This window comes from Micromonospora sp. NBC_01739, assembly GCF_035920385.1.
Taxonomy (GTDB): domain Bacteria; phylum Actinomycetota; class Actinomycetes; order Mycobacteriales; family Micromonosporaceae; genus Micromonospora.
The window spans coordinates 876,471-899,382 of record NZ_CP109151.1; the positions used below are offsets into that span (position 1 = coordinate 876,471).

General features: G+C 66.6%; 17 protein-coding genes and 3 pseudogenes. 14 read left to right on the forward strand and 6 right to left on the reverse strand.

Going from position 1 to position 22,912, the window contains the following annotated elements; genetic code table 11:
* Positions 1–12: 12 nt before the first annotated feature.
* Positions 13–1,380 carry a helix-turn-helix transcriptional regulator gene (locus OIE53_RS03900; RefSeq protein ID WP_327025178.1) on the reverse strand — a complete coding sequence of 456 codons (1,368 nt, stop codon included), beginning with the start codon at positions 1,378–1,380 and terminating at the stop codon, positions 13–15.
* Positions 1,381–2,263: 883 nt separating this feature from the next.
* Here OIE53_RS03900 and OIE53_RS03905 point away from each other — a divergent pair.
* The 7 genes from OIE53_RS03905 (at position 2,264) to OIE53_RS03935 (ending at position 8,386) form a co-directional block, all read left to right on the forward strand.
* The gene (locus OIE53_RS03905; RefSeq protein WP_327025179.1) at positions 2,264–2,488 is read left to right on the forward strand and encodes a hypothetical protein; all 225 of its coding nucleotides are present in this window, start codon (positions 2,264–2,266) and stop codon (positions 2,486–2,488) included.
* Positions 2,489–2,613: 125 nt separating this feature from the next.
* Complete coding sequence (locus OIE53_RS03910) at positions 2,614–3,243, forward strand: GOLPH3/VPS74 family protein (RefSeq protein ID WP_327025180.1); 630 nt, start codon at positions 2,614–2,616, stop codon at positions 3,241–3,243.
* Positions 3,244–3,290: 47 nt separating this feature from the next.
* Positions 3,291–4,784: an APC family permease gene (locus OIE53_RS03915; protein WP_327025181.1), complete on the forward strand. Its 1,494-nt coding sequence runs from the start codon at positions 3,291–3,293 to the stop codon at positions 4,782–4,784.
* 19 nt (positions 4,785–4,803) lie between these two features.
* On the forward strand, positions 4,804–5,460 hold the full coding sequence (locus OIE53_RS03920) for a GNAT family N-acetyltransferase (RefSeq protein WP_327025182.1): 657 nt from the start codon (positions 4,804–4,806) through the stop codon (positions 5,458–5,460).
* An 11-nt stretch (positions 5,461–5,471) separates the two neighbouring features.
* A complete protein-coding gene (locus OIE53_RS03925; protein WP_327025183.1) occupies positions 5,472–6,074 on the forward strand; it encodes a GNAT family N-acetyltransferase in 603 nt (200 codons plus the stop codon).
* Positions 6,023–7,096 carry a hypothetical protein gene (locus OIE53_RS03930; RefSeq protein ID WP_327025184.1) on the forward strand — a complete coding sequence of 358 codons (1,074 nt, stop codon included), beginning with the start codon at positions 6,023–6,025 and terminating at the stop codon, positions 7,094–7,096. Before OIE53_RS03925 ends, OIE53_RS03930 begins: the two co-directional genes overlap by 52 nt.
* 312 nt (positions 7,097–7,408) lie before the next feature.
* A complete protein-coding gene (locus tag OIE53_RS03935; RefSeq protein ID WP_327025185.1) occupies positions 7,409–8,386 on the forward strand; it encodes an endonuclease/exonuclease/phosphatase family protein in 978 nt (325 codons plus the stop codon).
* A gap of 547 nt (positions 8,387–8,933) precedes the next feature.
* On the opposite strand, the gene OIE53_RS28405 is transcribed toward OIE53_RS03935, so the two are convergent.
* Together OIE53_RS28405 and OIE53_RS28410 are read right to left on the reverse strand one after the other, a co-directional pair.
* Complete coding sequence (locus OIE53_RS28405) at positions 8,934–9,275, reverse strand: transposase (RefSeq protein WP_442791377.1); 342 nt, start codon at positions 9,273–9,275, stop codon at positions 8,934–8,936.
* Positions 9,276–9,300: 25 nt separating this feature from the next.
* A pseudogene (locus OIE53_RS28410) lies at positions 9,301–9,618 on the reverse strand (transposase); the annotation flags it as partial.
* 35 nt (positions 9,619–9,653) lie between these two features.
* Between OIE53_RS28410 and OIE53_RS03945 the strand changes: the two are divergent.
* From OIE53_RS03945 to OIE53_RS03965, 5 genes are all read left to right on the forward strand, one after another.
* Complete coding sequence (locus tag OIE53_RS03945) at positions 9,654–10,361, forward strand: SDR family oxidoreductase (protein ID WP_327025187.1); 708 nt, start codon at positions 9,654–9,656, stop codon at positions 10,359–10,361.
* A gap of 337 nt (positions 10,362–10,698) precedes the next feature.
* Positions 10,699–12,090 (forward strand): amidase, encoded by a 1,392-nt coding sequence (locus OIE53_RS03950; protein WP_327027075.1) that lies wholly within the window; start codon positions 10,699–10,701, stop codon positions 12,088–12,090.
* Positions 12,091–12,208: 118 nt separating this feature from the next.
* Positions 12,209–14,755, forward strand: a complete 2,547-nt coding sequence (locus OIE53_RS03955; protein WP_327025188.1) for an N-6 DNA methylase — start codon at positions 12,209–12,211, stop codon at positions 14,753–14,755.
* Positions 14,752–17,688 carry a type I restriction endonuclease subunit R gene (locus tag OIE53_RS03960; protein ID WP_327025189.1) on the forward strand — a complete coding sequence of 979 codons (2,937 nt, stop codon included), beginning with the start codon at positions 14,752–14,754 and terminating at the stop codon, positions 17,686–17,688. Before OIE53_RS03955 ends, OIE53_RS03960 begins: the two co-directional genes overlap by 4 nt.
* Positions 17,685–18,035 (forward strand): M48 metallopeptidase family protein, encoded by a 351-nt coding sequence (locus OIE53_RS03965; RefSeq protein WP_327025191.1) that lies wholly within the window; start codon positions 17,685–17,687, stop codon positions 18,033–18,035. Before OIE53_RS03960 ends, OIE53_RS03965 begins: the two co-directional genes overlap by 4 nt.
* 201 nt (positions 18,036–18,236) lie before the next feature.
* On the opposite strand, the pseudogene OIE53_RS03970 reads toward OIE53_RS03965, so the two are convergent.
* A pseudogene (locus OIE53_RS03970) lies at positions 18,237–18,347 on the reverse strand (IS5/IS1182 family transposase); the annotation flags it as partial.
* A gap of 21 nt (positions 18,348–18,368) precedes the next feature.
* Here OIE53_RS03970 and OIE53_RS03975 point away from each other — a divergent pair.
* The gene (locus OIE53_RS03975) at positions 18,369–19,094 is read left to right on the forward strand and encodes an IS5 family transposase (protein ID WP_327027076.1); all 726 of its coding nucleotides are present in this window, start codon (positions 18,369–18,371) and stop codon (positions 19,092–19,094) included.
* Positions 19,095–19,426: 332 nt separating this feature from the next.
* Positions 19,427–19,837: pseudogene (locus OIE53_RS03980) on the forward strand (IS1634 family transposase); the annotation flags it as partial.
* 224 nt (positions 19,838–20,061) lie between these two features.
* Here the strand turns inward: OIE53_RS03980 and OIE53_RS03985 are convergent.
* The gene (locus OIE53_RS03985) at positions 20,062–20,838 is read right to left on the reverse strand and encodes a toll/interleukin-1 receptor domain-containing protein (RefSeq protein ID WP_327025192.1); all 777 of its coding nucleotides are present in this window, start codon (positions 20,836–20,838) and stop codon (positions 20,062–20,064) included.
* A gap of 270 nt (positions 20,839–21,108) precedes the next feature.
* Positions 21,109–22,824: a P-loop NTPase fold protein gene (locus OIE53_RS03990; RefSeq protein ID WP_327025193.1), complete on the reverse strand. Its 1,716-nt coding sequence runs from the start codon at positions 22,822–22,824 to the stop codon at positions 21,109–21,111.
* Between the last annotated feature and the right edge of the window lie 88 nt (positions 22,825–22,912).

Below are 22,912 nucleotides of genomic sequence, written 5' to 3' on the forward strand. Positions count from 1 at the left end.
CGCCAGGTTAGGTCACGCGGCTACGCGTGCCCGGATGGCCGTCACCACCTCCGCCAACTGCTTGTCTTGGCGCGGTTCGATGACGTCCGCGACGTCGCTGAGCCGGTCGAGCAGTCGGCGGGATCGCACATGCCGCGCGGCAACCAGGACTGCTTGGGCGTGGGGTGCGGCCTTGCCTTGTTCTCCGAGGAGCGCGTATCCCAGCGCCATGGTCACGTGGTCGAACGCGCCACTGCGTGACGTCTCGGTTCGCCGTTCCAACGCCCGTCCGGCATGGGTCAGCGCGAGGGCGGCGTGTTGCTCGCGGTACTGAGAATAGCGAGCCAGGGCCGAGTGGACGACTCCTGACATTCCTTCCAGGTCGGCTGGCTCGCAGAAGAACCTTGTCCATTGGGGTGCTTGCGTGGTGTCGGCTCTGCCGATTTCGTCACGAGCGCGCGCCAGTGAGTCGCGCATCGCAGGCGCGTTTCCCATTCTGGCGTGGGCCCAGGCGATGTTCGCGTGCAGGATCGCTACCGAAGTCAGGCAGTTCGAGTTCGTGGCAACGATCTGGCCGAGCTGGAATAGGTGCAGCGCCTCTGCGGGGTTGCCCTGGTGGATGCTGACTCGGCCGAGACGGTAATAGGCGTCCGCCATCAGCGTTGAATCACACGCCTTTTGGGCGTAGACGAGCCCTTGGGCGAGGTGGCGGCGCGCCTCCATGTGTTCACCAAGGTCATGGGACATCCACCCGACAAGGTTGTGCAAGTCCGCCAGTTCGGCATGTAGCTCGGCGGACAGTTCGGGAGTTTGGCAGCGGCTTCGGGTGAGACAGCTCGCCCACGCCAGGTAGCCCCGCGCCGAGTCGCGACACGAGCCGCCGCCGTACGCGGCGTCCAACTCTCGGTGTCGTTGAGTGATCTCCCGTACGGTGGCAATGGCCTCCGGGTTCACGACCTCCGGCACTGAGGCGGATTGCTCTCCGGGCCGTGGGAGCCACGCCTCGATGTCTGGTGAGCCGCCAACGGCGAAGCCGGCCAGGGCGGCAATGAATTGCTTCCGGTGCTCCGGTTCACCTAGGGGCAGCGGCTCGGGATGATGTTCTTGAGTCGGTTCTGTCCCGTATCCGAGGCCCATCAAGGCGCGCGGTATGCCCAGTCCCTCTGCGATTCGCACGAGGACGTCGTACGCCATGACCTGCCGGCCACGGGTGATTTCGTAGACCTCGGACGCAGCGAATCCAGCAAGCTCGGCGATTCGGCGTTGTGTCATGCCGTGACGCCGGTTCAACAGCATGAAGATTTGACCTACGTCCCGACGTGTCAGGGCACTTCGCATCGCCGGCTCATCCCACCACGACTGATCAGGATGCGTCATCTGCGAAAAGCGGTCCACGTTCACGACAGCCCCATCGACGGTAGGAAGTGAGAGCAGCATAACCGGCAGTCATCGCCCAGCCACCCCACTCGCCAACGCACCAGTCAAGGCGACTAGTCGCGCTAGTCGTCCGCCGCAGCCCAAGCTGATCCGGACGGCCTGACCTGCCGGCCGGGTTCCATGCCACCGGCACCAGTTGCCATGGTCAAACCGCTTCCACGTTGGCTCCGCCCCTCTGAAGGCCAGGGACTCGTCGGAGGCCACGAGCAAGCCGGGTGCAGTGCCCGCCGACCCATTCGGCAATGGGCCACTGCGTCCCATCGGCCAGGTGTGCGGTCGGTGCGGGGGAGGCCCCGGCCGCGCATCTCAAACCAACTCAGGAAGGTAAGGGCAGTGCGCGTCAAGTGGTTCGTTCCCAGTGACGGCGAGCAGTCGTTCAAGCCCTTCGGCATTGACTGTCAGGGAGTGGCAACGCGCTGCCCCCACGGCGGCGGATCCACGCGCATCGGGCACAGCGACGACGACACCGCATCGCCGACCTCCCCCGTCAGGGATCACCACCCGTTGCGAGCGAGTCTCGATCGGCCCTCAGGCACCGGCCTGCGCCACCGTTCGGTGCGAGGGACGACGCGGCCGTGACTCGAAGCCCTCGACCTCTCCCCGACGTCGCTCCGGGGACCCTGCTACGGCTCGATGCGAACGACTGGTCCTACGGCCGTGACCTAACCCCCGGTACGTCCGTTGCCGTCACCGTTGCAGGCGTCCGCGATCTGCCGAACCGTAGCGACGAGTGGGTCTGGGTCCTCGGTCACCGTCCCGAGTGCGATTACCCGCACGTCGACCGGCATCCGCCATGCATGGAGGTGCGGGTCGCGGTCGCTGCGCTGCACCGCCAGCTATCCGCGTCATGACCGGCACCGACGACGGCGACCGTCCCGTCGATCGCTTCGAGTCGGCGCGCAACACCGCGCTTCAGCATCGCAACGGCGGCACCTGCTTCCACTGCCAGTACGACAGGTGCGGGCAGCACGCCTGGGCCATCGAGGAACTCGCCCGCTACCCGGGCGGCCGGAAGCTCCTTCGGCAGTTCGGGTTCCCCATCCCGTGTGACGATCCGACCGAGGAAGGCTAGCCGCGGTGAACACCACACCCCCCGGCGTATCCGATGACTACGCTCCGCGCCTGCGGGTGCATCCGGCACCAGTAGAGCCGGCCCGGCCGGTACGCGCTGTTGGCAGCGCTGTCGCGGCGAACATCATGCGTCTTGCTGACGAGTTCTTCTATCTGGCGCACGACGACCAGTCCGGCCGCCCTCGGTTGTTCGAGTCCGCGACGGCGCACGGTCTGGCCGCCGCGCTGCTAGGCGAGTTGTACGGCGAGGGTCGGGTCACGTTCGAGGGCCGGCACGTCCGGGTGATCAACGCCTCGCCGCCGAAGGACTGGCTGCAACATGTGGTCCTGGACCGTCTGGTGGCTGAGCCACGTCACACCGCGACCCGGACGTGGTTGGCGTTCCTCGGCACCACCGCCTACGAGCAGGTGGCCACCCGGATGTGGCAGTTGGGGCTGCTCCGGCCGGAGCAGGTCGGCCGGTTGTGGCGGCAGCGCACCGCCTACGTGCCCACGGATGTGAACACGGCCGCCTGGTCGTGGGCCCGCCTGTCCTTCCAGCTGCGCAACTACCAGCGGCTCAACGCATTCGACATTGCCCTCGCGGGTATCGCGGTGCACACGCAGCTCGATCCGATCCTGCTCGACGGCACACCCCTCGCCGTCCGCGCGTTCCTACGCGAGCAGGTCGAGCAGGCCCCCCAGCCGCTGCGCGAACTGCTTGCTGATCTCGGTGCCGTCGTCGGTGGTGCCGTGCTGAGTCACCGCACGTCCTGAGTGCGCTCCGTCCCCCCATCCATCCCCTCTTTGCTGAGAGAGAACTGATGTCTCACTCGAAACCCGACACCGTGTCCGCCGTTCTCGCGCGTGGGCGGCTCGGTATTCCGTCGGTGGTGTTCTTCGTGATCGCCGCCGCCGCACCGCTGACCGTGGTCGCGGGTGGCGCGACCACCGGGTACGCGGTCACTGGAGTCACCGGCATCCCCGTAGCCTATTTGCTGGTCGCGGCGGTGTTGGCGTTGTTCGCGGTCGGCTATGTGGCCATGTCCCGCCGGATCGTCAATGCGGGCGCCTTCTACACCTACGTCACCAGGGGACTCGGCCGTCCGGCCGGGGTCGGGGCCGCGATGGTCGCGCTGCTGGCGTACAACGCCATGCAGATCGGCCTGTACGGCGGGGCGGGTGCCGTCACGGCGCAGTTCCTCAACGACCGGTACGGCTGGCAGCTCACCTGGTGGGTGTGCGCCCTCGCCGTCTGGGCCATCGTGGCGGGGCTCGGAGTCGCCCGGATCGACCTCAACGGCCGGGTCCTCGCTGTCGTCCTCGTCGCGGAGTGTGTCGTCGCGCTGACCTTCGACGCGATCATGGTGACCCACCCCGCCGACGGTCAGGTCAGCTTCAACACCCTCGCCCCGTCGCATGTGTTCGCCGCCGGCATCGGTGCGGCGCTGGTCACCGCTATCACGGGTTTCGTGGGCTTCGAGGGCACGGTGGTGTTCAGCGAGGAGACGAAGGACCCTCGCCGTACGATCGCCCGTGCCACCTACATTGCTGTGGGCGTGACGGGTCTGCTGTACGGGCTGTCCGCGTGGGCGATGTCCGTGGCCACCGGTCCCGACCGCATCGTGGACGCCGCCCGGACCGACGGCACGGACCTGATCTTCAACCTGGTGTCGCCGTACCTGGCCGACAGCGTCATCACCGTCGCCCGGGTCCTGTTCATCACCAGCCTGTTCGCCGCCCTGCTCTCGTTTCACCACACCGTGGCCCGGTACCTGTTCGCCCTCGGCCGCGAACGGGTCCTGCCCGCCGTGTTCGGCCGCACCAGCCGCCGCACCGGCGCACCGAAAGTCGGCTCCCTCGTGCAGAGTGGGCTCGCCTTCGCGGTGCTGGTCGGCTACGCCGTGGCCGGGGCAGACCCGATCGTGCACCTGTTCTTCTGGGTCACCGTCACCGGCGGGCTCGGGGTACTGATCCTGATGACCGTCACCTCCGCCGCCGTGATCGGCTTCTTCACCCGGACCACCCACGCCGAAGGACCCTGGCGATCCATCATCGCGCCGGGAGCCGCGACGGTCGCGCTCGGCGGGATCCTCACCGTGACCCTGCGCGAGTTCGACACGCTGCTCGGCGTGGAACCGGACTCGCCGCTGCGGTGGGCGTTCCCCGCCGCGTACGCCGTCGCCGCGCTGCTCGGCATCGCCTGGGCCCTCGTCCTACACGCCACAAGCCCCGACGTGTACGCGGCGGTGGGCCTGGGCGCGGACAGCGACACCGGACCGCTGCGCGCTCCCGACGTCGTCCGCCAACCCGCCTGACCAGGAGGCTGAGGCTGCCATGACCATCACCAACGATCTGCTCGTCCGTCCCGCCACCGAGGCCGACGCCGAGCCGCTGATCGGCGTCCTCGCCGAGGCGTTCCACGACGGTCCCGTCGCCGACTGGCTGATCCCCGATCCGGCCGAGCGGCGGAGCGTCTACTACCGCTACTTCAAAGACGCCCTCTATCACGGCTTGGCGCACGGGCAGGTCTACACGACCTCCGACCATGCGGCCGTGGCGATCTGGTACCCCCGCCTCGAACCCACCCCCACCGATACCCGGGGACGGCTGGAGGCCCTGGAGCACATCGCCGGCGCGTACGCGCCGAAGTTCGTGCTGCTGGAGGAGATGTTCGACGTCTTCCACCCCGACGCCCCGCACCACTACCTCGCCTACCTCGCCGTCGACCCGACCCGGCAGAACCAGGGCATCGGCGCCGCCCTGCTGGCCGACCAGCACCGTCGTCTCGACCAGCTCGGCCTACCGGCGTACCTGGAAGCCAGCAACATGCGCAACCGGCGGCTCTACCTCCGCCTCGGCTACCACGCCGGCCCCACCATCGTGCTTCCCACCGAAGGGCCGATCATCTGGCGGATGTGGCGCGGCGCCCCCACCACCAGCGGCGGCCGGACCCCGTTCCCGCGCACCCGGCCACGCAGGCGGTCCCTGTGACCACTCCAGCCGTGACCGTGCCACCTATCCGACCCGCGCGGGCCGGCGACGTGGCCACCATCGCCGCGCTACTCACCGACACCGTCGCCACCGACCCGGTAGCGCAATGGCTCGTCCCCGATCCGGCCGAGCGGCAATACGTCTTCCACGGCCTGCTCGCAATGGACATCGACCACGCCGTCGGGTGCGGGCATGTCGACGTCGCGCTCGATATGACCGCCGTCGCCGTCTGGCGCCACCACCCGGTGCAGCAGGCGGCGCTGTCCGACTACCACCTGAGCACCTTCACCAGCCGCTACCTACACCGCTTCCAGCAGCTCGACGCCCTGGTCCACCGGTATCGGTCCAGTGCCCCACACCACTGGCTCGCCTGGCTACACGTCACCCCGAAAGCCCGCCGCCAGGGCATCGGCCGGGCGCTGCTCGCCCACCACCACCAGCGCGTCGACCAGCTCGGCCACCCGGTCGACACCGTCGTCACCGGCATCACGGCCCGGGACTACCTGACCAGGCACGGCTACCACCCGGAAACACCACTGCGCCTACCCAGCGGTCCCTATCTGTGGCCGCTGCGCCGCACCGGCCGACCGGTCCCACCCACGGCAACCGGCTGAGCCAGCAACCTTCGGCCCTCGTGGGCTGCCTCAACGGCGCGGCAGCCCACGAGGGCCACACCAGCCACAGCAAGGAAACCCCACACGACATGCTCCGCTCGACCGCACCCGCCCGCCACATAGCAACTGCCCTCGGCAGCGTCCTGCTCGCCGGCTGCCACGCCGCACCCGCCGTACCCACGAACACACCACCCCCGACGCTCGGCGGACAGCAGCCCGCCGCCACCCCCGCCACGGCGGCCACCGCCCCCGGCCTCACCCCGCCGCAACGCCTCGCCACCATCGCCGCCACCGTCGCTCCGGTCCCCGCCGACAGCACCACCGACCTGCCCTACGAATATCTGCACATCCAGACGTGGGCCCGCACCAGCGGCGCGATCCGCCGCGAAGACCTGCAACGCTGGCGGCATCCGAACGGCTCCGGCCGCGAAGTCTCCCGCCGCGCACCCGACGTGCGGAGCCTCGACCACCATCCCAGCCCCAACGACCGAACCCTGTTCGCGCAGGCCGCGTCCACCACGACCCGCTACCAGGACATCCTGCACCCGTACCTGCCCACACCATTGCCCACCGACCCGGCCACCGTGGCAGAGCTGCTCGTGTCACCCGAACTGGCCACCGAACCCGCCTTCCCCAGAATGCTCACCCGCGGCGTCGTCAACCTGGCCGCTGGGCAATACCTCGACCAGCACGAACGGGCGAACGCCCTGCACGTCCTGGCGGCAGTGCCCGGCATCGAATACCGAGGACAGACCAACGACCTCGCCGGACGTACCGGACTCGGCTTCCGGGTAGTCGCCGACGGTTCGACCACCACGCTGGTCATCGACCCGGCCACGGGCGGGCTGCTGGCCGTGCAGGAACGCATCACCGCACCCCGGCCGGGCCTGTTCTCGTCCGTCCTCATCCTTCATCGGGGCCACACCGACACCGACAGCGCACCACCCGAGCCCGCACAAACCCCCTCCGGTAGTAGCCGTCACCACGACTCCCGGCCCACCACCATCCACCAACGCGGCTGACGGACACCTGCAACGGTCAGCGCTACCCGAAAGGCCACACCGTCTCTTGCTCAACCATTTTGCGGTCATCGGCATGACGATCCTGTTGCTACGCGTCACCGGCCGGCCCACCACCCTGCCTACCCCATCGACGTCGGACGCCACATCGCGGAAACGCGACTGGACCGGGCACTGCCGTGCATGCGCTGCGTCCTACGCCACCTCGTCATGACCATCGCACCATCGACGCCCAATACCACCGGTGTTCACCGGGCCCTACTCGCCCTGAAGCCCCAGCGGCCAGCACGACCAGCAGTGACGCGAGCCACCGATATGCCGATCACTGACATCCGCGAGGTCACCCGAATGCGTTTCGTCACCTACAACCTGCTCGACCTGACCCTGAGCGCCGACAACCTCCGGGAGGCCAACCGGCAGCGGCGGGTCATCGACACCATCCGCAGCCTCGAACCGGACGTCGTCGCCGTCCAGGAACTCAAGAGCCCACCTGCCGGCGCCGCCCGCCTCGCCGCGGAACTCGCCGAGCGCACCGGCCTGACCAGCACCGTCGCCACCAACGGGAGCGCCCGCGCGATCCACGCCGTCGCCGTCGGCGACCACACCGTGCACACGGCGCTGCTCTGGCGGCCCGGCCTCACGCCGCTACCGCACACCTTCCGGACCTACAGCCCCGCCGTCCACTACGACGGCGGGTGGCGCGGCATCGGCTACGGCTCCATGGTGCGGCTCGCCTTCCAGATCGACGGCCAGCCGATCACGTTCGCCTCCTACCACGCCCCCGCCTACGGCCGGCACCGGCGCATCGACCAGGCCGAAGCGGTCCTCGCCGCCCTCACCCGCCCGCACGAACTGGCCCTGATCGGCTCCGACTTCAACTCGATCGGTGCTGCCCGCGCCAACGGCGCCGACTACGACCCCGACCCCTATACCGGGCGACCCTGGTGGCCCGACCTCGTCCACCAGTGCCACGAACCGACCCACCCCAGCCAACGGCACCGCGCCGACCGTCGACCCGCGCAGGTCTGGGAAGCCGGCGGTCTCCACGACGTCGCCGCCGCCACCCGCAGCCCCTGGAAGGCCACCACCGGGCACTGGCCCACCTGCCCCTACGGTGTTCGGGGCATCGCCCGGCGCATCGACACCATCCACGCCACCGGGCCGGTTCTCCGGGCGGTCAGGTCGCTCACGGTCGTCGACAACCCCACCACCCGCGCCGCCAGCGACCACCTACCCGTCACCGTCGACCTCGACCCCCGCAAGCTACCCAACACCCCGGCCGGCCCCACATAACCGTAACAAACAGTCCAAACCTTGGGCAACCCGCCTAAACCTGGTAAATTCGGTCGCCCTCAGCAGTCCACACCCGGTAGTCGCCCTGCGGCGGCTACTCGACCGGCCGCAGGACGCGGCAACGCCCAGCGGCCGGTCTCCGGGCCGGCGAGCGGGCATCCCCCGTCCTTCTGCCGCCCGCCGGCCACCGGGCCAGGACGGCGGAACAGGGCTGCACCGGCGATGCTGGCCGTCCGTTCCGAGTCCGAAAGGTGTTTGACCAATCCGAGCCGACGGGAGTAGCGAGTGGCATAGATGACTGATGCGCGACGCCACATGCGGGCGAACGGCGGGGTGGCCCGAGGCGCCGATACTCGTCCCGGCAAGCCGAACGCGCTGCAGGGCGAGTCCCGGAGGGAGCGACCGAATATGTGCTGATGGTGGCCCGGAAGCGCTGAGCTGTGGTGAAGCCACAGTCATGCCTCACCCCTTCGCGCCATGGCTCGCCCCGCACCGCTTCGTGCTGGCAGATTGATCGTGACGGCTTAGAGCCTGGTAAATAAGGGGTTCAGGTGTGTTGGTCGCGGGCGAGTCGGCGGGCCATGACGATGACCATGGCCCACTGGACCATCGCGGTGTGGTGCTCGGGTAGCCGTTCGTAGTCACGGACGGTACGCCGGCATCGGTTGATCCAGGAGAAGGTGCGCTCGACCGCCCACCTGCGGTGTAGGACGACGAAGGTGGTCTGTCCGGCGAGTTTGGCCACGTTCCGTACGGTCATGGCGAGGTGGGTCGCGGCCCAGTCGAGGAGTTTGCCGGCATAGCCGCTGTCGGCCCACACGAGGCGGATCGAGGGAGAGCAGGCGCGTAGTGCCCACAGCAGCGGTCGGGCGCCGTCGCGGTCCTGCACGTGCGCGCCAGTGACCAGGCGCGCCAGTGACCAGGACGGCCAGGAGCAGTCCGCAGGTGTCCACGGCGATGTGACGCTTGCGGCCGTTGACCTTCTTGCCCGCGGCGTAGCCGCGTGCGGGGCGGCCGACGGTCTCCGCGCCGCGTACCGACTGGGAGTCGACCAACGCCGCCGTTGGCTGGCGATCGCGGCCCTCGACCTGGGGACGCCGACCACGCCGCGTCGCTAGTTGCGGAGGCGATACCGCTGATCCGTGAGGCGCCTCCGGAACGGAACATGCGCCGTGTCGTTCGGGCACGCCAACGGCTCCCGTTCGCCAGGACCGACCCGCGCGCTCGCGCACTCGACGACCAGCTCGCCACCCTGGGGGGCCTGACCATGGCCGATGACACCAAGGTCGCCGTGGTGACCGGCGCCAACCGTGGGCTTGGCGCTGCCATCGCCCGCGAGCTGGCTGAGCAGGGCTTGCACGTGGTGCTGGCCGGCCGGAACGAGTACTCCGTCGACCGCGTGGTGGCCGAGCTGGCGAAGGACGGACTAGCCGCCAGCGGCCACCAGCTCGACGCCAACGACCCGGCCAGCGTGGCGCGCGCCTTCGCCGACACCGCCAAGCGACACGGCCGGCTGGACGTGCTGGTGAACAACGCCGGCATCGCCATAGACCGTGGCCAGGTCGCAGCGAGCCCCGACTTCGAGCGGGTCCGCAGCGCTCTGGACACCAACCTGCTGGGCGCCTGGCGCTGCTGTGCCGCCGCCGTACCGGAGATGAAGAAGAACGGCTACGGCCGCATCGTCCATATCACCAGCCACCTCGCGTCGCTGGCCACCATGGGCGACACGAACGTGTCCTACCGCGTATCCAAGGCGGCTTTAAACGCGCTGACCCGGGTCCTCGCGGCCGAGTTGGCGGGCACCGGCATCTTGGTCAATGCATGCTCACCGGGACGCATGAACACGCGGATGGCTTACGGCGAGACCGATCGGACGCCGGAGGAAGGCGCCGACACACCGGTGTGGCTTGCGACGCTGCCTCCGGACAGGCCGACCGGTGGCCTCTTTGCCGACCGAACGCCGATCGACTGGTGATGCTGACACAGGAAAGGGCAGCCGTCGCGCCAGATAATCGGCTGCAGAAGGTTTATCCACTCGTGATCTCGTTCCGAACCTGAGTCGCGAGGAGCAGGTAGTGGCCAGCTGCCAACCGGGCAAGCTCTTCGCGATCGCGCGGCCACCGGCGGGGTGGAGTCCCTGATCGAGCACCCGGGCCATGTGACACGTACGTGCGGCCGGTTCGCCGCTTGAAGTTCCCGGTGATCTCATGCGAATGTCTGTCGGCATCGAGACCGTAGATGACTTGCTCGCGGATCTGGAGCAGGCGTTGGGCAAACCGCTTGGACAGGGAGGGGAGGCCGTGCAGGACATCATGCCGACCTGGGTGGGCGCGACCGCCAAGCAAATCGCCCGAGGCGTCCGCCGGGGTGATGTGTCCGCAACCCAGGTAGTGGCCGACCACCTCGACCACATCGGTCAGACCGACGCCGACCTTGCCGCGTTTCGGATGGTGCGCGGCGGAGAGGCGCTCGCCGAGGCAGAGAAGGTCGACGAGCAGGAGGACCTGGCCCACCTGCCGCTCGCCGGCGTGCCGATCGCGGTCAAGGAGAACACCGCAGTGGCCGGCCTGCCCACCTGGAACGGGTCGGCCGGCGCGCGTACTGCGGTCGCGGAGGCCGACCACGAGGTGGTACGACGGCTACGCGGCGCAGGTGCCGTAATCCTTGGGGTTACCCGGATGTCAGAGCTGGGCCTGTGGGGGGTGACGGACGACCAGACTGCGGTGACCCGCAATCCGTGGGACCAGGCTCGTACCGCCGGGGGCTCGTCCGGTGGTGCCGCCGCCGCCGTCGCCGCCGGCCTGGTACCGATTGCGCACGCCAACGACGGCCTGGGCTCGATCCGCATCCCGGCGGCCTGCTGCGGCCTGGTCGGCCTCAAACCCGGCCGGGGCGCGGCGCCGTGCCAACTCGGCGCCGATGATTGGTTCGGCCTAGCCGAGCACGGCGTGCTTACCTCCACAGTCGCTGACGCGGTGATCGGCTTCTCAGTGCTGGCCGGCCGCCGTGCCGAAAAGCTGATGCCGCCGGATCGGCTGCGGGTCGGTACTTCGTTGCGCTCGCCGATTCGCGGTGTGCAGCCCGACGGACCCAACCGGGATGCGGTCGCCGCTGCTGGCCGGCTACTCGCGACCGCCGGGCACGACATCATGGCCGCCGACCCGGTGTACTCCAGCGCGCTCGGCCTGACGGGGCTCGCCACCTGGCTCGCTGCGGGTGCCGCCGATCTCCACGATGCCGGTCTGGACCGGCGCAGCCTGCAGCCTCGCAGCCGTCGGCACGTCGCGCTGGGGCAGTGGGCCCTACGCCACGGGTACGTCCGGGAAGCGGACCGGACCGCTTGGCGAGATCGCTCCATCCAGTTCTTCACCGACCACTCGATCGACGTGCTGCTCACCCCGGCGCTCGCCGCCACCCCACCGGAGGCCGCCGCCTGGTCCCGCCGATCCTGGCGGTCCAACCTGCTGTCGAACATCCGGTATGCCCCGTACGCTGCGCCGTGGAACATCGCCGGCCTGCCGGCGATCGTGGTGCCGGTGGGCCGCCGGCCCGACGGTCTGCCTGTGGCCGTGCAACTGGTCGGTCCGCCCGGTTCCGAACTACTGCTGCTTGGCGTTGCCGGGCAGTTCGAGATGATCGCTCCATGGTCGCGGCACGCTCCCGGCTTTCCTCGCTCTTGTCCGCAGTCGCCAGCGTCTACCTGATAGCCCTCGGCGGAGGATTGCCGGCCAAGCGGCGACGCCGCTGTCAGCTGCGGCGCGGTTCAAGCTCGTCGGCGTGTGTCCTTGACAAGAACTTTGCGATATAGCAAAAATGGCAAACATGACAGAGAGTGTGCCGGCGGTGCTTCAGGCCATCCGAGCGAACCTCAATCTGACCCAGACCGGGCTCGCTGATCGGTTAGGCGTGTCCTTCGCTACCGTCAACCGCTGGGAGGGCGGCGGCAACAGACCGCAGCGAGCACCCATGGCACGGATTCTCGAACTAGCCGCAGAGGCGGGCGTCGACGTCGCCGAGGTTGGGGACGCCCCTGCCGTGATGTCACGCAGGCGGCGTGCTCCGCGCTCGGACGTCAACACGACAAAGCCGATGGAGCAGATGCTCTGGGATGCGGCTTGCTCGATTCGTGGGGAGAAGGACGCCGCGAAGTTCAAGGACTACCTGCTGCCGCTGCTCTTCCTGAAGCGGCTGTCGGACGTCTTCGATGACGAGATCTCCCGGCTCGCTGACGAGTACGGCGACCATGATCTCGCCCTGGAGATCGCCGAGGCTGACACCGAACTGCTGCGCTTCTACCTACCGCCGGGGGCCCGCTGGGACGTCATCTCGGGTCGCAAGCCCTACGACTGGCCGCTCGATGAGCGTGGTCGTTCGACGGCACCGAAGGACATCGGGGAACACTTGACCAAGGCAGTTCGCGCGGTCGTGCGGTACAACCCGACCCTCTCGGGGGTGATCGATGTCATCGACTTCGCCGCAGAGCGCAACGGTGAGCGAGACATCAACCCAGCCAAGCTGCGTGGGGTGGTTGAGGCCTTCTCCGACCCGCGCTACCGTCTCGGCCTGGCCGACGTACAGCCCGACTTCCTCGGTCGCTCCTACGAGTACCTGCTGCGGAAGTTCGCGGAAGGCTCGGGCCAGTCGGCAGGCGAGTTTTTCACGCCGACCGAGGTTGGTTTCCTCATGGCGCGCATCCTGCGCCCTCGTCCGGGCGAGACTTGCCATGACTTCACCTGCGGCTCGGGCGGTCTTCTGATCAAGCTGCAGCTCGTCGCCCGTGAGCTCGACCCGACTAGCAAGGTCCCGCTCAAGATGTACGGCCAGGAACTCCAGGCCGAGAGCTACGCCGTGGCGCGGATGAACACGATCATCCATGACATGGACGTCGATTTGCAGCGCGGCGACACCATGATTAATCCGAAATTTCGGGACTCCGCAGGCCGGCTCCAGCGCTTCGACGTGGTGGTCGCCAACCCGATGTGGAATCAGGCGTTCGATCCGAGTCTCTTCGAGGAGGACCCCTACGACCGCTTCACTGAGGCAGGCGGCGTCACCTCGGGCAAGGGCGACTGGGCATGGCTTCAGCACGCGCTCGCCGTCATGAACGACGGTGGCCGCGCCGCCGTCGTTCTTGACACTGGCACGCTCACTCGCGGTTCAGGTTCTCGAAACGAGGATAGGGAGCGCAATATTCGCAAGTGGTTCGTCGACCACGACTATGTCGAAGGTGCTGTCCTCTTGCCGGACAACCTTTTCTACAACACCAATGCCGCCGGAATTATCATCTTCCTGAGCAAGCGCAAGCCGGCTGCCCGCAAGGGCAAGGTGCTTATGCTGAATGCCAGTCGCCGCTTCACTAAGGGGCGTCCAAAGAACTTCCTGAGCAGCGCCGATGTCCTTGAGCTGGCGCGCATCTATCAGGAGGGCGTGCCGGTGGACGGCGAGCTCGCGGTGGTCGATGTCGACGACATCGTGGCTTCTGACTATAACCTGAGCCCCGCGCGCTGGGCTGCTCGTGCTGATCAAATGGAGTGCCGGACGATCGCGGAGGTCGCGGATGATTTGACAACCCTCGAGCGCCGTGATGTCGAGGCCAGCTTGGTCCTTGAGCCACTGATTCGAGCGGCAGCGGCACCTGGCGGCGACACTACAAGCGCCAGTTTCCTCCAAGTACCGCAGAAGGACTCGGAGCTGGGTCCTATCCCGAAGAACTGGGAACTGCGCTCGATTGGTGAGCTGTGCGAGATCTGGAGTGGCGGGACCCCGCGCAAGTCGGTGCCCGAGTTCTGGGTCGGTGATATCCCATGGGTGTCTGGGAAGGACCTCAAGGCACCAGTCATCGATGACGCTATTGACCACGTGTCGGAAGCTGGCGTCTACTCGGGGAGCCGACTCGCTCCGGCGGACTCGGTTCTACTTCTCGTGCGGGGGATGGGTCTCGCAAAAGATCTTCCGGTCGCGGCGATTAGCCGACCGATGGCGTTCAACCAGGATGTCAAGGCGCTCGTCCTGAAGGGGCAGTTCAAGGCGTACCCGGGTCGGTTCCTCCGCTCCGCAATCTACTCCGGTAAGCAACGCCTGCTCGGCAGAATTGTTCCGTCGGCCCATGGGACGATGACGCTCAACCTGAGCGATGTCGAATCCCTTGTAATTGCTTGGCCAACCGACCCAGAAGACGCCTATCAGATCGTCAGGGTACTCTCGGCGGTCGAGGAGAAGGTCAGACTTCAGCGCCAAAAGGGTGTGTTGTTCGACGAGCTCTTCGGCTATCTACTTAGCCACCTCATGTCTGGCGAGATTGGCCTGAGCAATATCGACCGGCTCGCGCTGCCAATTGCGCGCATGCTGCCCAACGAGGTGCCAGCATGACCGGCCTCAAGATCAGCGAGGCGCACACGGCGCAATTTCCCATGGTGGCCCACGCCAAGGAAGTCGGCTGGACGCCTATCTCGCCGGTCGAGGCCGAGGTGCTTCGGCATGGGCGCGAGACGATGCTCTTCGCCTCGGTGGTCGAAGACAAGCTGCAGGAGTTCAACCCCTGGTTGACTTCAGAGCAGGCGCGGGCCATCGTCGAGACCATCGAGGCGCTGCCGGCGACCATCGAGGGTAACTGGGAAGTCCTGCGCTGGATGCGCGGTGAGCACAAGTGGTACGACGAGGGCGAGAAGCGCAGCCGCTCAGTCCAGCTCGTCGACTTCAACCGCCCTGACAACAACGAACTCCAGATCACCTGGGAGTGGAAGATCGAGCCGGTGGCCCGCAAGGGCAACCGTGCTGACGTCATCTTTCTGGTTAACGGCCTGCCGGTGACCATCGTGGAGCACAAGAACCCGACCTCGGGCGACGCTCTGGTGCGCGGCATAACGCAGCTGCGTCGGTACGAGAAGGAGACGCCGGAGCTTATCGCCCAGACCCAGCTCTACAACGTGACCCACATGCTGGGGTACTGGTACGGCGTCACCTGGAACGTCTCTCGACGCTATATATTCAAGTGGAAGTACACCGAGGACGAGTCCTACAAGAGCGCCACCCAGGCGTTCTTCGAGCCGCACGCCTTCCTGCGTACCCTGAAGGACTGGATCCTCTTTTACGTCGAGGACTCCGAGACTCGCAAGTCGGTCCTGCGTGAGCACCAGCGCAAGGCCGTCGACAAGATTGTTGCTCGCTGCGCCGATGCCGAGAAGAACCGTGGCCTGATTTGGCACACCCAGGGCTCGGGCAAGACCTTCACGCTGCTGACTGCAGCCCGTCAGATCCTCGAAGACAAGGCGAGCTTTAACAACGCCACGGTCATCCTGGTCGTTGACCGCAACGAATTGGAGGGCCAGCTCAAGGGCTGGGTCGACCGCCTGCTCGGCGAGATGCAGGCCGCCGACATCAACGTCGAGCGGGCCGAGAGCAAGGCCGACCTCCAGCGCATCTTCGACTCCGACCGCCGCGGCTTGATCGTCTCGATGATCCACAAGTTCGAGGAAATCAAGGCCAACTCGTCACTGCGGGACAACATCTTCGTCTTCATCGACGAGGCCCACCGATCGGTCGCTGCTGACCTCGGCACCTACCTCATGGCTGCGGTCCCGAACGCCACGATCGTCGGCTTCACTGGTACGCCGGTCGGCGAGTCCCGGGCAGGGTCGGGCTCGTTCAAGATCTTCGGCCGCGACGACGAGGACGGGTACCTGGACAAGTACTCGATCATCGAGTCGATCGAGGACGAGACGACCCTCCCGATCCGCTACAAGCTCGCGCCGTCGAGCATGCGCCTTCCGGCCAAGGACCTCGAAGAGCAGTTCTACGCCTTGGCCGGGGAAGAGGACGTCACCGACGTCGATGAGCTCAACCGGGTGCTGGAGCGGGCAGTCAACCTGCGGGCGTTCCTCGGGGCAGAGGACCGGGTCGACAAAATTGCTCAGTTCGTCGCCGGCCACTTCAAAGAGAACGTCCTGCCACTCGGCTATAAGGCGTTCGTGGTGGCGGTCGACCGGGAGACCTGCGCTAAGTACAAGCGGGCACTCGACAAGTACCTGCCACCGGAGTGGTCGGAGGTCGTCTACTCAAAGAACGTCAACGATGTCGTCGACCGTCCCGCAGTTGCCGAACTCCAGGTCTCCGAGACCCGCGAGGAGGAGGTCCGCAAGCTCTTCAAGAAGGCCGACCAGGAGCCCAAGATCCTGATCGTCACCGACAAGCTGCTGACCGGCTACGACGCCCCGGTGCTCTACGCCATGTACCTGGACAAGCCGATGCGCAACCACGTGCTGCTCCAGTCGCTGGCCCGGGTCAACCGGCCTTACATTGACGGCGAGAACGTCAGCAAGAAGGTCGGTTTGATCGTCGACTTCGTCAGCGTGCTCGAGGACATGAAGAAGGCACTGACCTTTGATGCAGGGGCGGTCAAGGGTGCGTTGGAAGACCTCGACATCCTCATGGTTGACCTTCATCAGAAGATCACGGCGGCTGCAACCGAGTACCTCCGAACCGACGGCACCAAGATGCCCGACGCCCAGCTGGAGGCCATGGTCTTCGGTCGGTTCATCGACCCGGCCGCTCGGAAGGTTTTCTACGACGCCTATAAGGACATCGAGATCCTCTGGGAGATCCTGTCGCCGGACCCCGGCCTGCGCGACCACATCCAGACCTACAAGGATCTGTCCAAGCTCTACGCCGCTGTTCGGGCCAACTACTCGGAGTCGGGGAGCTTTCTTGGCGACCTAGAGCACAAGACCCGCAAGCTCATTGAGGACGTTGCTACCCAGGAGGGACTCGGTCGCTTCTCCAAGGTTGTCGACTTCGACGCCGAGACCCTGGAGCAGCTCAAGGGCGACGACGGCCCGGATGAGGGCAAGGTCTACAACCTGCTCCGCGGCCTTCGGAAGGAGATGGAGGAGGACCCGGCTGGCGCCGTGGTGCTCCAGAGCATCAAGGACCGGGCCGACCGCGTCATGCAAAATCTCGAGGACCGCAAGATCAACGGCATCGCTGCTATGGTCGAACTCGAAGCCTTGGCCAAGGAAAAGGCGGAGGCTAAGCAGAAAGCGAAGGATAGCGGTCTCTCAGACATAGGCTTCGCCATCTACTGGGTCATTTGCCAGGGTAGCACCGCCAAGGCTGCAGCCTTCGACAGCATGGCCGCCTCGCGGGAGATCGAGACGGTGCTCGCCAAGTTCCCGAGCTGGCGTGAGAACCCGGACGAGAGGCGTCGCCTACGGGCCAGTCTCTACAAGCCGCTGCTGGCGCTCGGGAAGGACGACCGCGCTGCTGTCATCGAGCGGATCATGCAGGTGCTGGAGCAGGCGGCATGAGGATGGCGCGTACGTCGCTCTACCCCGAGCAGCAGCTCCGCCGACGCGCGATGGGTTGGGCGGTCAAGCTCAAGGTCAACCCTGAGCAGGTCCAGATTAAGCGGCTACCAGGCAAGTGGGGCTCGTGCGCGCCCAACGGCGTTGTGACGTTCGCCGATGATCTTGCGACCGAGCCTGAAGACTTTCAGGACTACGTCATCGTCCACGAGCTCCTGCACTTCAGATATCGCGACCATGGGAAGCAGTTTAAGGCGATGATGACAGCGCTCGTGCCGAACTGGCGTCAGCTAGAGCGAGAGAGCCGACACTCAACCGAACGACAGACGCGAAGAGGTCGAGGGGCATGAATCGTCCATGGTTCGCCTACGGAAGAGATCGCCTTGAGCTGGCCCAAGCGTCTAATACTCCAACGTCACTTGGCTTCGGCGTTGGGCGTGGCGCGGGTATGAAGACGGCCACCGCGTTGATCATCGATGGTTTGTGAGGACAACCGAAGATCGTGCGGTGGCCGTGGGCCACAGCTTAGGGGGCGCGCAGATTGGTGGTGATCATCGGCGGCGGGTGGGGCGGGTGTCCCACCGGTAGGTGGTCCATGCTCGCCTGATCAGGCTACGGACGGTGATGATCGCGTCGGCGAGGTCGAAGAACGCGTCGATGACCTTCTCGGTTCGTCAGCATGGCTGATCGAGCCACTGTGGGTCCAGTTCACCGCGCTGCTACCTGACCGGCCGACATACGCCCCGACGCATCCGTTGGGCTGCCACCGCAGGCGGGTCGATGACCGGATCGTGTTCGACAAGCTGATTCAGGTGCTGCGGTTCGGTTGTTCCTACGAGGCGATCGCCGATGCCACCTGCTCGGCCGCCACGATCCGCGGCCGTCGTGACGAGTGGATCCGCCTCGGGGTGTTCGCCCAGCTCAAGCAGATCGCGGTGGACGCCTACGACCGGCTCGTCGGCCTGGTCCTGGACGACATCGCCGTGGACGGCTGTATCACCAAAGCGCCCGGCGGAGGCGACTGCGCCGGACGGTCTCCGGTCGACCGGGGCAAGCAGGGAATGAAACGTTCATCGATGGTTGACGGTTACGGCATCCCGCTTGGCCGGGTCCTGGCCGGCGCGAACCGACACGACTCACCGCTGTTGGCCCCCACCCTCGACCGGCTTGACGACCTGGGCCCACTGCCCGAGGCCATCACGGTGCACCTTGACGCCGGATACGACTCCGCGGTCACCCGCACGCTGCTGGCCGAACGCGGCCTGACCGGCAAGATCGCCCACAAGGGCGACAAGGCGCCCATCCAGGCGGGCCAACGGTGGCATGTCGAACGGACGAACAGCTGGCACAACGCGTTCAACCGACTGCAACGCTGCTACGAGGATAGCAGGCACAGGATCTCCCGGTGATCACGAGGTGTAAGCACCTTCATGATCACGGATCCTGTGCCTGCACTCCTTCAGACACGCCCGTCCAGCCCCGCCATTCTGCGCGGGCTCTTAAACCCCGCCGGGTGGCGGGTCATCCTCGACGAGGCGGCGGCGCGTGTCGCTGATCGGTTCGTGCGGGCGGAGCCGCGCCGGACCGCCGGGCAGTTCGTGGATGGGCTGCTGTCGGGCGTGGAACGTAAGACCTGACTTGGGTCACGTTTCGGGGTGATCGGGTTCGACGGAGCGTTGACCTGGGGTTGTGGCGCTCGCGCGTCCCGGATTTGCGCACTAATTCTGGGTCGTAGGGTGGGCTGGTGTCCCCGTACGTGCGCACGGTGAAGACGGCCTCGGGTGCCAGGGCGGTGCAGATCGTGTACTCGTCGCGGCGTGGGTCGCGCGATATCGAGCACATCGGGTCGGCGCACGATGATGCCGACCTGGAGGTTTTGAAAGCTGCGGCTCGGCAGCGGATGGCCGCGGGTCAGGGTGAACTCGATCTTGGCTTGTCTGTAGCGGGAGGACCGGCGTCGGCGGGTGGCCCGTTGCCGATCACGGCGTCGCGGATGGCGGTCTTGTGGGATGCCCTGTCGCATGCCTACGACACGCTCGGGTTCGCCCAGGCTGCCGATAGCGACGAGGTGTTCCGGCAGTTGGTGCTGGCTCGGATCATCGAGCCGACCAGCAAGCTCGATTCCTTGCGGGTCCTCGATGAGGTCGGGGTATCGGCACTCCGATCGCTGAAAAGCCTGCAAGAGATCGCCGCCGCCGTGGCGGCCCTTACCAGCGAGCCGCACCCGTTGGCGTAGACACACGAGTTGACCCGCCTGGCTACGAAGCGTCACCCGTGCGACGTGCACCGTGCATGTGGCGGCACAGCGCCCTGAGCGTGGACGGGGCCTCGCCGCCAGCGGCGAGGCCCCGTGCTGCTACTCATACGCGGGAATGCCTACCGTTCGAGCACTGCCGAAGCGATCTTTGCGGCGATCTGTGCCACGCTGTCCTCTGCGGTGGTGAACCCGGCCAGGTCCTGCAGGATGGCGCTGAACTCCCGCACGTCGGCGAAGGTAACTTTGTGCAGGACCGGGATCACGGTGTCCTTGTGCAGCAGTGCGCCGAGCTCCCGCTCGGTCCAGAACCGGCCGGCCAAGTAGGCCGGGGTCAGCACGACCACCCCGGCGCTGGCAAGACGCAGGCCGTTGTCCATCTGCCGGGCCATGCTCTTACCGGGCTTGATCTCGGCCTTGTCGAGCCACACGTCGAGGTCCAGCGCGGTCAGCTCCGCGTACAGTTGCTCGGCAACGTCCGCGCCGTCGATGCGCGCGTAGCTACAGAACAGGTCGTGCTCGCGGCCGTCGACCGGCAGCGCGGCATGGACTCGGTCGACTAGTTCCTGCTCGGCCTGGGTGTAACGGACCTGTACCTGCGGCCGTGACGCCGCACTAAGCCGCCGGTTGATCTCGCCGATCACCTTCTGGTTGTGTGTGTCCGCGCGCCGTTTGTCCTGCTCAACCGCCCGATTGTAGTTGTTAATCGCCGTCCGATTACGGGCCTCGATCCTGCGGTTCTCCGCATCCACCTCTCGTTGGGCATTGGCGATCTGCCGCCGCATCTCGCGCTCGGCCTGCTGCTGGACGCGACGAAGCTCCTGGTTCATCTCGCGCTCGGCCTTCTGCAGTGCCTGACGCACCTGCCGGTTGAACGCATTCGCGTTGAACCCTGCCACCGCGACTGTTCCTCCCCCTCGTATGGGCGCGCTACGGCCCCCGCCGTGCTCAACCGGACATAGCCCGGGTGCGGAAACTATAGGACGCACCTACGACAGTTTCGATTTCGCGAACACCCGTGGGCGGTGACTACGATGGCGCGTGCGTCACCGGAAACCGTGGTGGAACCGGTAGGAGCGTGTGTCACGTGTGGCGAGTTCGTCCTTTCGATCGACCAGCAGCGCTGGCGCTCGGCGGGCAGCCTGTCGCCGCGGTTCCTTGTCTGCCGCCTACGACGAGGGGCGCCGGCGCCGGGACTCAATGGCCCGGATGAGCTGTGTTAAGGCCTCCTCGGAGACGCCGTCGCGCATGTCCACTCCATTCCGGCGCCGCACGAAGTCGGGAGCGGTGGAGAGATCCGCGCCGGCGAGCAGGACGGGGATGATTAACGCTTCCGAGCGGTCGAGTACGAGGTCTAGCTCTCGCGTCTGCCATTGCGACTCGCCGGTGCGCGGCCCGACGCAGAAGAGCAGGGCACTTGAGGAACGCAGGGCGCTGGACAGTGTCTCCTGCCAGTCCGTGCCGGGACTGATGTGCTGGTCGAAGAAGATTCGCAGCCCGGCTTGGGATAGCCCCTCGACGATCTGGATGGCATCGCGGCGGTCTTCGGACTGGTAGGACACGAAGGCGTCGTACTTAACGCTAACCTCGGACGTGTCCAGCTGAGAGAGCCGCTGCTGGGTGAAGAGGAAGCTCACGCTCGCCTGCCGTAGTACCGGATCAGTCAGCCACTCGCGGCCGTGCGCGCCCTCTAGCAACAGCCGCAGCTCGGGATCGGACAGCAGCTGGGTCGCCACCGTCGCGGCCGGGCCGGTGCCCGCCGCGTGCGTTGCGTACATGCCGGGTGTCCAGGTTTCCACTGCCATGGCGACCTCATCCGATGTGGCCAGTACGTCGAAGACCTCCGGCCAACGGTGCTCCAGGCAACGGGTCACGGCGAAGAATCGGATCGGAATGCCGCCCCGTTCGACGAAGCCGGTGAGGTCCTGGCTGATCGCGTAGTCGATGAGGATGTTGTTGACGAACCGGATCAGGGCACGTGGGTTGCCTCCCAGCGCTTGCGCCACCACCGGCAGCACCGGATCGAGTTCGACGGCGACCGCCGCCGGCTGATCAGCCAGCAGCAGCTTGCAGAAGGCGCCCATCCGACCCGTGGACGGCGGGATGTGGAACGGCAGCTGGACGATCTTGTCAAGGTAGAGTTCGCCCTTGAAGTCAGCGATGCCGTACTCCTCGGTGTAACGATGCTGCAGATAGCCCTCGATCACCTTGCGGGCGACACCGATGACAAAGATGAAGCCGGGCTGGGCGAGGACCAGCTTGATGCTCTCGAGTAGCCGGATCGCCTGGTCCGGAAAGCAGCGGTCGAGGTCGTCGATGAGTACCACGACCCGCAGCATGTCCTTGAGTTGCGTCTTGTCGAGGCTGTTGAAGGCTCCGAAGTAAAGGCTGCGGTCGAGTAGCGGGTCGGGCGTGAGCCGTTCGTCACGCTCGATCATATCCTTGGCGACGAACGACGCTTCCACCTCGGCGAAGCCCGGCACTTTCACCTTCGACTTGGCCGAAAACCCGTACGCGATCGCCCGCAACGACCGGACGAGACGCTTGCCGGCAGCTCCAAAGGTAGCGGCAAATCCTTTGTGCTTTTCTAGCGCCTGCACAATCGTGCCGACGAGCGGGATGATCGGGTGCTCTTCCTGCTCGTAGCGCCAGGCGTTGAACCACACGGTCACCACATTCGGGTCGTCGGCGAGGCGTCGCTCCATCAGGCGCATGAGGCTCGTCTTGCCGGTGCCCCACTCGCCGAAAACCCCGATCGTGAACGGGCCGCGCGTGTTGGTCGCGGCACCGGCCAGAATCCGGGAGTACGTGTCGAAGCCGAGTCCGTCGTCGTTGCGGGTACCGGCCTCGCCGATCGCCTGGTCGGGGATGAGACTGAACTCCATCCGGCACTCCCATCGAACCGTCAGCCGGGGTGAGGACACTACCAAGCCAGAGCGGTCGGCTGCAGCGAGCGGCACAGGCGTCACCGTA

What these genes read in the sequence shown, in the direction of transcription:
- OIE53_RS03905 (WP_327025179.1), top strand. Translation starts at nt 2,264, where the DNA reads ATGACCGGCACCGACGACGGCGACCGTCCCGTCGATCGCTTCGAGTCG.
- OIE53_RS03910 (WP_327025180.1), top strand. Translation starts at nt 2,614, where the DNA reads ATGCGTCTTGCTGACGAGTTCTTCTATCTGGCGCACGACGACCAGTCC.
- OIE53_RS03915 (WP_327025181.1), top strand. Translation starts at nt 3,291, where the DNA reads ATGTCTCACTCGAAACCCGACACCGTGTCCGCCGTTCTCGCGCGTGGG.
- OIE53_RS03920 (WP_327025182.1), top strand. Translation starts at nt 4,804, where the DNA reads ATGACCATCACCAACGATCTGCTCGTCCGTCCCGCCACCGAGGCCGAC.
- OIE53_RS03935 (WP_327025185.1), top strand. Translation starts at nt 7,409, where the DNA reads ATGCCGATCACTGACATCCGCGAGGTCACCCGAATGCGTTTCGTCACC.
- OIE53_RS03945 (WP_327025187.1), top strand. Translation starts at nt 9,654, where the DNA reads ATGGCCGATGACACCAAGGTCGCCGTGGTGACCGGCGCCAACCGTGGG.
- OIE53_RS03950 (WP_327027075.1), top strand. Translation starts at nt 10,699, where the DNA reads ATGCCGACCTGGGTGGGCGCGACCGCCAAGCAAATCGCCCGAGGCGTC.
- OIE53_RS03955 (WP_327025188.1), top strand. Translation starts at nt 12,209, where the DNA reads ATGACAGAGAGTGTGCCGGCGGTGCTTCAGGCCATCCGAGCGAACCTC.
- OIE53_RS03960 (WP_327025189.1), top strand. Translation starts at nt 14,752, where the DNA reads ATGACCGGCCTCAAGATCAGCGAGGCGCACACGGCGCAATTTCCCATG.
- OIE53_RS03965 (WP_327025191.1), top strand. Translation starts at nt 17,685, where the DNA reads ATGAGGATGGCGCGTACGTCGCTCTACCCCGAGCAGCAGCTCCGCCGA.
- OIE53_RS03990 (WP_327025193.1), bottom strand. Translation starts at nt 22,824, where the DNA reads ATGGAGTTCAGTCTCATCCCCGACCAGGCGATCGGCGAGGCCGGTACC.